The organism is Acidovorax sp. KPB24-07, assembly GCF_057543315.1.
On the sequence record NZ_BAAJYS010000133.1, the window covers coordinates 1 to 9991 of the forward strand.

Consider the following 9991-nt stretch of genomic DNA (forward strand, 5'->3'; position numbering starts at 1 on the left):
GCCGCCGTCCACGCCGGCATCGCGGCGCTCCTGCGGCTGCAGGGGCCGCAGCGCCAGGCCCAGCCGGCCCTTGCCGCTCGACTTTTCCGAACTGGCGATCTTGGTGGCCTTCTCGCTCGCATCGCCCAGCGTGGCGGTGAACTCCTCGCGCTTGCCATGGCGCCACACCTCCAGCCGCGCCTGCGTGCCGGGCGCCGCCTGGCCCACGATGGCCGGCAGGTCGCCCGAGGCCACGATGGGCTGCCCGTTCACGCTGCGGATCACGTCGCCCGACTTCAGGCCCGCCTTGTCGGCCGGGCCGCCCTCTTCCACGCCGGCCACCAGCGCCCCTTCGGGCTTGTCGAGCTGGAACGAATCGGCAAAGGCCTGGTTCACCTCCTGCACCGACACGCCCAGGCGCGCGTGGCTGGCCTTGCCCGTGGCCAGGATCTGGTCCTTGACCTTGGCGGCCACCTCGATCGGGATGGAGAACGACACGCCCTGGTAGCCGCCCGAGCGGCTGTAGATCTGCGAATTGATGCCCACCACCTCGCCGCGCGCATTGAACAGCGGGCCGCCCGAGTTGCCGGGGTTCACCGCCACGTCGGTCTGGATGAAGGGCACGTAGCTGTCGTCGGGCAGCGAGCGCCCCTTGGCGCTCACCACGCCGGCCGTCACGCTGTTTTCGAAGCCGAAGGGCGAACCGATGGCCAGCACCCACTCGCCCACCGCCAGGTTGCGCGTGCTGCCCAGCTGCACCACGGGCAGGTCCTTCGCGTCGATCTTGAGCACCGCGATGTCGGTCTTGGGGTCGGAGCCCAGCACCTTGGCCCGGAACTCGCGCCGGTCGGTCAGCTTCACCGTGACCATGTTGGCGCCCTTGACCACGTGGGCGTTGGTGAGGATCACGCCATCGGCGCTCACGATGAAGCCCGAGCCCTCGCCCCGCGTGGGCACCTCGCGCTGGCGGCCGGGGGCCTGCAGGCCGGGCGGCACCATGCCGAAACGGCGGAAGAACTCGAACATCGGATCGTTGGGGTCGATGCCCTGTGCGCCGCTGCGCGGGTGGGCCGCGGTCTCGTCATCGTCGTCGTCCGAATCGGTCATGGACGTCTTGGTGGTACCGCTCACGCTGATGTTGACCACCGCCGGACCGTTGCGCGCCGTGATCTGCGCGAAGTCCGGCGCCGTCACGCCGCCCGTGGACGGCATGGCCGCCGGCTGCACCGCGGCGGGCGGCATGGCGGCGCGGCTGGAATGCATGTTGGTCACCAGCCCCGCGCCGGTGGCCCCGATGGCGCCGGCAGTGAGCAGGGCCAGGGTCAGGCGGCGGGGGGTCGATAGAACGGAGTTCATGGCAATCCTTTCGTTGGGTCGTTGCATGGGGGCAGTTTGGGCAACGAGACTTAGGTGTGGCTTAGGGGCATCCGGGGGCTGGTGACGCAGGCCCGGTTGCGGCGCAGTTCAGTCGTTGGACGTGACCGAGAAGGCGCACCAAAGGGAAATCCCGCAGGCGGCCCACCACACACAGCCGCCACAATGCCCCCGCCGACAGCTCATCCATAAAGGACTGCGGCCACCGATCCAAAGGGAGGACAAACCATTGAACGACCCAGAGCAAGGCACTGGCATGCCGCGCTTTTATGCCCATTCCACCGGCAGCGCGGACCAGGAAGGCTGGCAGCCCCTGCCGGACCATCTGCACGCCGTGGGCCGAGGGGCGGGAGAATTCGCGGCTGTTTTCGGCGGTGAGGCGCTGGCCCGGGTGATCGGGCATCTGCATGACCTGGGCAAGTACACCGAGCCCTTTCAGGAAAGGCTGCGCGGCAGTCCGCTGCGTGTGGACCACTCCACCTGGGGGGCACGCATCGCGCAGGAGCGCCTGGGGGACATGGGGCAACTGCTGGCCTACGGCATTGCCGGCCACCATGCGGGGCTGGCCAATGGGCAGGGCGAGGGCGAACGCACGGCCCTGGCCGACCGGCTGTCGTCCGACCTGCCGGCGCTGCACCCCGCCTGGAAACAGGATATCCCCTTGCCCGCTCGCCTCGGGGTGCCTGCGGGCTTCAAGCCCTACAGCGGCCAGGGCCGCCAGCAGGCCAAGGACCGGTATCCGTTCCAGCTGGCGTTTCTCGCCCGCATGCTGTTCTCGTGCCTGGTGGATGCCGACTTCCTCGATACCGAGGCGTTCTACCACCTCGCTGAAAAACGCCCCGACCTGCGCCGTGGCGGCGGCGCGCCGCCCACGCTCGTGGCGCTGCGCGAGCAACTCGACCACTTCCTGGGCCAGTTCCAGGCCGATAGCGGCGTGAACCGCCTGCGTGCCGACATCCTGCGCCATGTGCGGGGCCAGGCGGAGCAGGAGCCAGGATTGTTTTCGCTCACGGTGCCCACGGGGGGCGGCAAGACGCTGGCATCGCTGGCGTTCGCGCTTGACCACGCCATTCGCCACGGGCTGCAGCGCGTGATCTTCGTGATCCCGTTCACCAGCATCGTCGAGCAGAACGCCGCCGTGTTCCGCAAGGCACTGGGCCCGCTGGGCGAGGCGGCCGTGCTGGAGCACCACAGCGCCTTCGTGGAACAGCCGCCCCCGCGCAATGATCCCGAGAAGTACCAGTCGGTCCAGAAGCTGCGGCTGGCCATGGAGAACTGGGACGCCCCCATCGTCGTCACCACCGCCGTGCAGTTCTTCGAAAGCCTGTTCGCGGCCAAGTCCTCGCAGTGCCGCAAGCTGCACCACATCGCGGGCAGCGTGGTGATCCTGGACGAGGCGCAGACCATGCCGCTGCAGTTGCTGCGGCCCTGCGTGGCCGCCATCGATGAGCTGGCCCGCAACTACCGCACTAGCGTGGTGCTGTGCACGGCCACGCAGCCCGCCCTGAAGGCGCCGGCGTTCGAAGGCGGGCTCACGGGCGTGCGCGAGCTGGCGCCGGAGCCGGACAGGCTGTTCCGCCAGCTCGAACGCGTGCGGGTGCGGCATGTGGGCACGCTGAGCGACGAGGCGCTGGCCGCCGAGATGCGCTCGCGTGAACAGGTGCTGTGCATCGTCAACAACCGCCGCCATGCGAGGGCCGTGTACCAGGCCATGGCCGATCTGCCCGGCGCACGCCACCTGACCACGCTGATGTGCGCCAAACACCGCAGCGCCGTGCTGGCCGAGGTGCGGCAGATGCTCAAGGATGGTGAGCCATGCCGGGTGGTGAGCACGAGCTTGATCGAAGCAGGCGTGGACGTCGATTTCCCTACCGTGCTGCGCGCCGAAGCGGGCCTGGACTCCATCGCCCAGGCGGCAGGCCGCTGCAACCGCGAAGGCGGCAGGCCCCTGGACGCCAGCGACGTGCGGGTGTTTGCCAACGCCAACGAAGACTGGGCCCCACCGCCTGAACTGAAGCAATACGCCCAGGCCGCCCGCGAAGTGCTGCGTCAGAACGCAGGCGACCCTTTGTCGCCCGAGGCCATCGGCCGCTACTTCGCCCTGTTGTATTGGCAAAAGGGCGGTGATTCGCTGGACAAGCCTGACCTCATGGGCCTGCTGCGCGAAAGCCGCATCGACAGCCTTCCCATGGAAACGCTGGCCATGAAATTCCGCATGATCGACACCGTGCAGATGCCGGTGATCGTGCCGTATGACGACGACGCCAAAGGCTTTCTGCGCGACCTGGAGCACGCCGAAGGCAGCGTCGGCCTCGCGCGCAAGCTGCAGCCCTATCTGGTGCAACTGCCCCGCCAGGGCTTCGAGGCGCTCTACGAGGCGGGCGCGGTCATTCCTGTCGCGCCTCAAAAATGGGGCGACCAGTTCATGGTGCTCGCCCACGACGGCCTCTACGACCCGCAATTTGGATTGAGCTGGGACCACCCGGCATTCATCCGCACCGAACACCTGAACTGGTAAGCCCGCTGTCGGGGCGGCCAGCGATGATCCAATGAAACAACCGGGAGGGCCCATGGGATATGGAGTGAAGCTCAAGGTCTGGGGCGAACGCGCTTGCTTTACGCGCCCCGAAATGAAGGTGGAACGCGTCTCCTACGACGTCATCACCCCCTCCGCCGCGCGCGGCATTCTCGATGCGATCCACTGGAAGCCGGCGATCCGATGGCACGTGGACCGCATCCATGTGCTGAAACCCATCCGCTTCGAATCCATTCGGCGCAACGAAGTGGGCGGCAAGCTCTCCCCCGCCAGCGTGACCAAGGCCATGAAGGCCGGCGACACCGCGGGGCTGGCGAATTACGTCGATGAAGACCGGCAGCAGCGCGCCGCCACCATCCTGCGCGACGTGGCCTATGTGATCGAAGCACACTTCGATCTCACCCCCAAGGCCGGGGCCGAGGACTCTGTGGGCAAGCACCTGGACATCTTCAACCGCCGCGCGCGCAAGGGGCAGTGCTTTCAGCAGCCCTGCATGGGCGTGCGGGAGTTTCCGGCGAACTTCCAGCTGATCGAAGACGGCGACCCCATCCCCGAGAAGCACGAAAGCCTTAAGGAGGCACGCGACCTGGGCTGGACGCTGCACGACATCGATTTCGACCGGGGCATGTCGCCCCGCTTCTTCCGCGCACAGATGGCGGCCGGCGTGATCGAGGTGCCGCCCTGGCACAGCGAAGAGGTGAAGTCATGATTCTGCAGGCCCTGAACGGTTACTACAGCCGACTCCAAAACACCGGCGATAGCGCCATTGCCCAGCCAGGGTACTCACAAGAGAACATCTCCTATGAAATCGTTCTGGCGACAGATGGTTCAGTGACGGCTGTCAACGACATCAGGAATACAGCAGGAAAAAAGCCGCTGCCCAGGGTCATCGCCGTGCCTGCATCTTTCAAACGCCCGGGCACTGGTTCAAAGTCATTTTTCCTGTGGGACAAAAGCAGCTACGTGCTGGGTGTCGGCGAAGCGAAGGCAGCCCAAGACCATGCCACGTTTCGAGAGCTGCACCTCTCCACCATGTCCAACTTCAATGATCCAGGGCTTATTGCCCTTCAATCATTCGTGAAGGAATGGAAACCTGAATCCCTGTCGTCGCATGCACTCTTTACCCCACATGCGGAGGGCCTGGTGGGCGCGAACATTGTGTTCCGCCTCGACGGAGAATTGCGCTTCCTGCATCAGCGTCCAGCAGCAGAAGAAGCGCGCGAAAGGATATTCGTTGATGCTGACAAAGCAGCGGCTTGGGCCGACTGCCTGGTAACCGGCAAACGATCAAAAATCGCGAACTTGCACCCCGCCATCAAAGGCGTGAACGGCGCGCAAAGCGCGGGCGCGTCCATCGTGTCGTTCAACCTGGAGTCGTTCACGTCGTATGGCAAGAGCCAGGGCGAGAACGCGCCCGTTTCCGAGCAGGCCGCCTTTGCCTATACCACCGTGCTCAACCACCTGCTGCGGCGCGGCGAGCACAACCGCCAGCGCATCCAGATCGGCGATGCGAGCGTGGTGTTCTGGGCGGAGGCGGACGATGCGGATCAGGCGCAGGAAGCCGAACTGACATTCGAGTCGCTGCTCAACGCGCCGCCGGACGACTCCCAGGAAGCGGCGCGGGTGCGTGAGGTGCTGGAGCAGATCGTCAAGGGACGCCCCTTGAGCGAACTGAATCCGAAGCTGCAGGACGGCACGCGCATGTTCGTGCTGGGGCTGGCTCCGAACGCCTCGCGCATCTCCATCCGCTTCTGGGAGACGGGCACGCTGGGCATGTTGGCCCAACGCCTGGCCCAGCACGCGCAGGACTTTCGGATCGAACCCGTGCCCTGGAAGACCGCGCCGGCCGCGCGCCGCGTCATTCTTGCGACGGTACCGAACCGCGAAGGCGCCATGCCCAAGATGGACGATGCCTTCAACAACCTGGCCGGTGAATTCATGCGCTCGGTGCTGAGCGGCCGGTCCTACCCGCGCAGCCTGCTGGCCAACACCCTCATGCGCATCCGCTCGGACGGCAACCTGTCAGGCCTGCGCGCGGCGATCTGCAAAGGCATCCTGGCCCGGGAGAAGCGGCTGGGCATCCACACACACATCCACAAGGAGGAGGTTCCCGTGAGTCTCGACAAGCAATCCGAAAACCCAGGCTACCGGCTGGGCCGCCTGTTCGCGGTGCTGGAAGCGGTGCAGCGCAGCGCGCTCGGCGGCCAAGTCAATGCCAACATCCGCGACCGGTATTACGGCGCGGCATCGGCCACGCCGGCATCCGTCTTTCCGGTGCTGCTGCGCAATACGCAGAACCACCTGGGCAAGCTCCGCAAGGACAAGCCGGGCCTGGCCGTGAACCTGGAAAAGGACATCCGCGAAATCGTCGATGGCCTGGGGGAGCAGTTTCCGCGCAGCTTGCGCATCGAGGACCAGGGCCGCTTCGCCATCGGGTACTACCACCAGTCCCAAAGCCGTTTCACCAAAGGCGGCACGGAGGCCGAACAAGACACCGCAGATTCCAACACCGACAACACCGAGGGAGCCCCCGCATGACCGCCATTGCCCACCGCTACGAGTTCGTCTACCTTTTCGACATCACCAACGGCAACCCCAATGGCGATCCAGACGCCGGCAACCTGCCGCGCCTGGACCCCGAGACCAACCGGGGCCTGGTGACCGACGTGTGCCTGAAGCGCAAGATCCGCAACTTCGTCAGCCTGGACAAACCGGCCGACGCGGGCTATGCCATCTACATGCAGGAAAAGGCCGTGCTCAACAACCAGCACCGCAAAGCCTACGATGCCCAGTCGCTGAAACCTGAAGACAAGAAGCTGCCCAAGGAAGAAGAGAAAGCCCGCGCCATCACGCAATGGATGTGCAACAACTTCTTCGACGTGCGCACCTTCGGCGCGGTGATGACCACGGGTGTCAACGCGGGCCAGGTGCGCGGGCCGGTGCAGATGGCTTTCGCCACCTCCATCGACCCCGTGGTGCCGCTGGAGATTTCGATCACCCGCATGGCCGTGACCACCGAGAAGGAGGCCGAGGCACAGAGCGGCGACAACCGCACCATGGGCCGAAAGCACATCATTCCCTATGGCCTGTACCGCGCGCACGGTTTTGTTTCGGCCAAGCTGGCCGAGCGCACGGGCTTTTCCGACGCAGACCTGGAGCTGTTCTGGCGCGCGCTCATCAACATGTTCGAACACGACCGCTCGGCCGCACGCGGCGAAATGGCGGCACGCAAGCTGATCGTGTTCGAGCATGAAAGCGCCATGGGCAATGCACCAGCGCATGTGCTGTTCGATGCCGTCCGGATCACACCGGCACAGGCCGATACGGATAGCGCTCCACGCCGGTTTGCGGATTACCGCGTGGAGATCGACCAAGCGGCCATTCCTTCGGGCGTGGCCGTTCGTGAGCTGATCTAGCGCGGCTTCGCACGCCTGGAGGCAGGCCGTGGACGAATCGGACTTCATTCCCCTTTCGGCGCTGCAACACTACCGGTATTGCCCTCGCCAGTGCGCCCTCATCCACGTGGAGCAACTGTGGGCGGAAAGCCGCCACACTGCAGAGGGGCGGGTGCTGCACGAGCGCGCCGACAAGCCCCGGGGCGAGCGCCGACGCGGTGTGCGCACGGTCACGGCCATGCCGCTGGCGCACCCGGGGCTGGGCATCACCGGCATTGCGGATGTGGTGGAGTTCCACGAGATCGAAGACGGCGAACAGGCGTTTCCCGTGGAATACAAACGCGGGCGGCCCAAGGCCCATCGCGCGGACGAAGTGCAACTGTGCGCACAGGCCCTGTGCCTGGAAGCGATGCTGGAGCAGCCGATTGCGCAGGGCGCCCTGTTCTATGGCGAGACACGCCGGCGCACCGATGTGCCGTTCGATCAGGCCCTGCGCCAACTCACGCGGGAAACCATCGGTGCCACACGCGCCATGCTGGACGCGAACATCACACCCACCGCGCAGTACAGCCCCAAGCGCTGCGATGCCTGCTCGCTGCTCGACCTGTGCCAGCCCAAGCTGCTGAGACGCCAGAGCAGCGTGAACGACTGGCTCGCACGGCAACTGAAAGAAGACAGCGAGGCGGAGCCACCATGCGCAGACAGCTGAACACCCTGTATGTGACCACCGAAGGCGCCTGGCTTCACAAGGACGGTGCGAACATCGTGATGGAAGTCGAGCAAACGGTGCGTGCCCGGCTGCCCGTGCACATGCTGGAAAGCCTGGTGTGCTTTGGCCGCGTGCTGGTGTCGCCCCCTTTGCTGGGCTATTGCGCGGAGCAGGGCATCAGCACCTGCTTTCTCACGACCAACGGCAGGTTTCTGGCGCGGGTGGAAGGACCCGTGTCCGGCAACGTCCTGCTGCGGCGCGCGCAGTACCGCAACGCGGACAACCCCGAGGGGTGTGCCGGCATCGTGCGCAATCTTCTGCAGGGCAAGCTGCACAACCAGCGCGCCGTGCTGGGCCGGGCCCTGCGCGATCACAGCAGCAAGCTGGCGGCCGGAGACGAAGCCGCCCTGGCGCATGCCCACCAGCGTCTGGAACGCATCGCCGGCAAGTTGGCCCAGACACCGTCGGTGGACCTGCTGCGCGGGTACGAGGGCGAAGCGGCGCAGGCTTACTTCGGGGTGTTCGACCACCTCATCCGCGTGCCCGGCACCGCCATGCGGTTCACCGGGCGCAGCCGCAGGCCGCCGCTGGATGCGGTCAACGCCCTGCTCTCTTTTTTTATACACGCTGGTGACCCACGATTGCCGCTCGGCCCTGGAAAGCGTGGGGCTGGACCCGGCGGTGGGCTTTCTGCACCGCGACCGGCCAGGCCGGCCCAGCTTGGCGCTGGATCTTCTGGAGGAGTTTCGGCCGCTGCTGACCGACCGGCTGGCGCTGTCGCTGATCAACTTGCGCCAGATCGGCGAGCGCGATTTTCAGACGATGGACAACGGCGCCGTGCTGCTGCGCGAAGAATCGCGCAAGACGGTGCTGACGGCCTACCAGGAGCGCAAGCGCGAAACGCTGCGGCACGTTTTTCTGGAAGAAAAGGCACCCATCGGGCTGTTTCCATTCATCCAGGCCCAATTGCTGGCCCGCCATTTGCGCGGCGACCTCGACGCCTACCCACCCTTCCTTTGGAAATGAGGCATCGCCGATCATGATGGTGCTTGTGAGCTATGACGTCCGTTCGCAGGACAAGGTGGGTGCCCGGCGCCTGCGGCACATCGCCAAAGCGTGCCTGGATTTTGGCCAGCGCGTGCAGTACTCGGTGTTCGAGATCGAAGTGGACTCGGCACAATGGGTGGCCCTGAAAAACCGCTTGGTCCAGATCATCGACCCGGCTACAGACAGCCTGCGGTTTTACTACCTGGGCCAACAATGGAAAGACCGGGTGGAACACGTGGGGGCCAAGCCCGTTCTCGACCTGAACGCTCCGCTTATTCTCTGACACGCCTTGGGCACCGGCGGCGCCATTTTGCGAACCCCAAGCGACTGGGCACGGCCATCGCGCTTCGCGGAGTTCTAACTCTTTGATTGACCGATGATTTTTCTCCTGGCACGTGGGAGAGGCGCTGGTACGCCTGCCAGGGGGAAGGGGTTCGCGGAGAGAGGGGATTTTTGCTAGTGGGGACAGGCGGTTATAAATGGGCCGTCGCGCCCCGTGCGGGCGCGTGGGTTGAAACATGGACATGCTGAAAGTGATTGAGCTTCGCGGGGGCGTCGCGCCCCGTGCGGGCGCGTGGGTTGAAACAAGCGCCTGGCGCCCGACCTCAACAAGCAGGCCGTGTCGCGCCCCGTGCGGGCGCGTGGGTTGAAACGCCATCTCGATGACCGGCTTGGGGAAAAAGGCACGTCGCGCCCCGTGCGGGCGCGTGGGTTGAAACTGAGCACACGGAATAGCCCACGCTGGGCATGTAGAGTCGCGCCCCGTGCGGGCGCGTAGGTTGAAACACCCGCTGAACTTCCACATGATTTTGCGTCGCGCACGTCGCGCCCCGTGCGGGCGCGTGGGTTGAAACTTCACTGCCACTCTGCCGCCCTACATGCTGCGTCGCGCCCCGTGCGGGCGGCGTGGGTTGAAACGTCTTCGCGACCTGGTCGCCACGTGCGCGCCCG

General features: G+C 65.8%; 7 protein-coding genes, 1 pseudogene and 1 CRISPR repeat array. Of the genes and pseudogenes, 7 read left to right on the top strand and 1 reads right to left on the bottom strand.

All coding sequences use genetic code 11. The annotated features are described in order from the left end of the window. Positions 1-1335 (bottom strand): Do family serine endopeptidase (locus tag AC27IQ_RS14160; RefSeq protein WP_487089845.1); only part of this gene is annotated, 1335 nt, incomplete at its 3' end. Positions 1336-1609: 274 nt separating this feature from the next. Between AC27IQ_RS14160 and AC27IQ_RS14165 the strand changes: the two genes are divergently transcribed. The 7 genes and pseudogenes from AC27IQ_RS14165 to cas2 all read left to right on the top strand — a co-directional run bounded on the left by AC27IQ_RS14165 (position 1610) and on the right by cas2 (position 9323). Next, positions 1610-3871, top strand: coding sequence for a CRISPR-associated endonuclease Cas3'' (locus tag AC27IQ_RS14165; RefSeq protein ID WP_487089850.1), 2262 nt, complete (start codon positions 1610-1612; stop codon positions 3869-3871). A gap of 52 nt (positions 3872-3923) precedes the next feature. After that, positions 3924-4598 (top strand): type I-C CRISPR-associated protein Cas5c, encoded by a 675-nt coding sequence (cas5c, locus tag AC27IQ_RS14170; protein WP_487089846.1) that lies wholly within the window; start codon positions 3924-3926, stop codon positions 4596-4598. Further along, positions 4595-6427: a type I-C CRISPR-associated protein Cas8c/Csd1 gene (gene cas8c / locus AC27IQ_RS14175; protein ID WP_487089847.1), complete on the top strand. Its 1833-nt coding sequence runs from the start codon at positions 4595-4597 to the stop codon at positions 6425-6427. Before cas5c ends, cas8c begins: the two co-directional genes overlap by 4 nt. Continuing rightward, positions 6424-7305 carry a type I-C CRISPR-associated protein Cas7/Csd2 gene (gene cas7c, locus AC27IQ_RS14180; protein WP_487089848.1) on the top strand — a complete coding sequence of 294 codons (882 nt, stop codon included), beginning with the start codon at positions 6424-6426 and terminating at the stop codon, positions 7303-7305. The genes cas8c and cas7c overlap by 4 nt, the downstream gene beginning before the upstream one ends. 28 nt (positions 7306-7333) lie before the next feature. Beyond that, a complete protein-coding gene (cas4, locus tag AC27IQ_RS14185) occupies positions 7334-7993 on the top strand; it encodes a CRISPR-associated protein Cas4 (protein WP_487089849.1) in 660 nt (219 codons plus the stop codon). Next, positions 7978-9019: pseudogene (gene cas1c, locus AC27IQ_RS14190) on the top strand (type I-C CRISPR-associated endonuclease Cas1c). The gene cas4 and the pseudogene cas1c overlap by 16 nt, the downstream one beginning before the upstream one ends. Positions 9020-9032: 13 nt before the next feature. Next, positions 9033-9323 (top strand): CRISPR-associated endonuclease Cas2, encoded by a 291-nt coding sequence (gene cas2, locus AC27IQ_RS14195; RefSeq protein ID WP_272565093.1) that lies wholly within the window; start codon positions 9033-9035, stop codon positions 9321-9323. A 203-nt stretch (positions 9324-9526) separates the two neighbouring features. Further along, positions 9527-9894: a CRISPR direct-repeat array (repeat unit 32 nt; unit sequence GTCGCGCCCCGTGCGGGCGCGTGGGTTGAAAC). Positions 9895-9991: the final 97 nt, after the last annotated feature.

Excerpts from the sequence above, each read along its gene's own strand:
- AC27IQ_RS14165 (WP_487089850.1), top strand. The coding sequence starts at position 1,610 with ATGCCGCGCTTTTATGCCCATTCCACCGGCAGCGCGGACCAGGAAGGC.
- cas5c (WP_487089846.1), top strand. The coding sequence starts at position 3,924 with ATGGGATATGGAGTGAAGCTCAAGGTCTGGGGCGAACGCGCTTGCTTT.
- cas8c (WP_487089847.1), top strand. The coding sequence starts at position 4,595 with ATGATTCTGCAGGCCCTGAACGGTTACTACAGCCGACTCCAAAACACC.
- cas7c (WP_487089848.1), top strand. The coding sequence starts at position 6,424 with ATGACCGCCATTGCCCACCGCTACGAGTTCGTCTACCTTTTCGACATC.
- cas2 (WP_272565093.1), top strand. The coding sequence starts at position 9,033 with ATGATGGTGCTTGTGAGCTATGACGTCCGTTCGCAGGACAAGGTGGGT.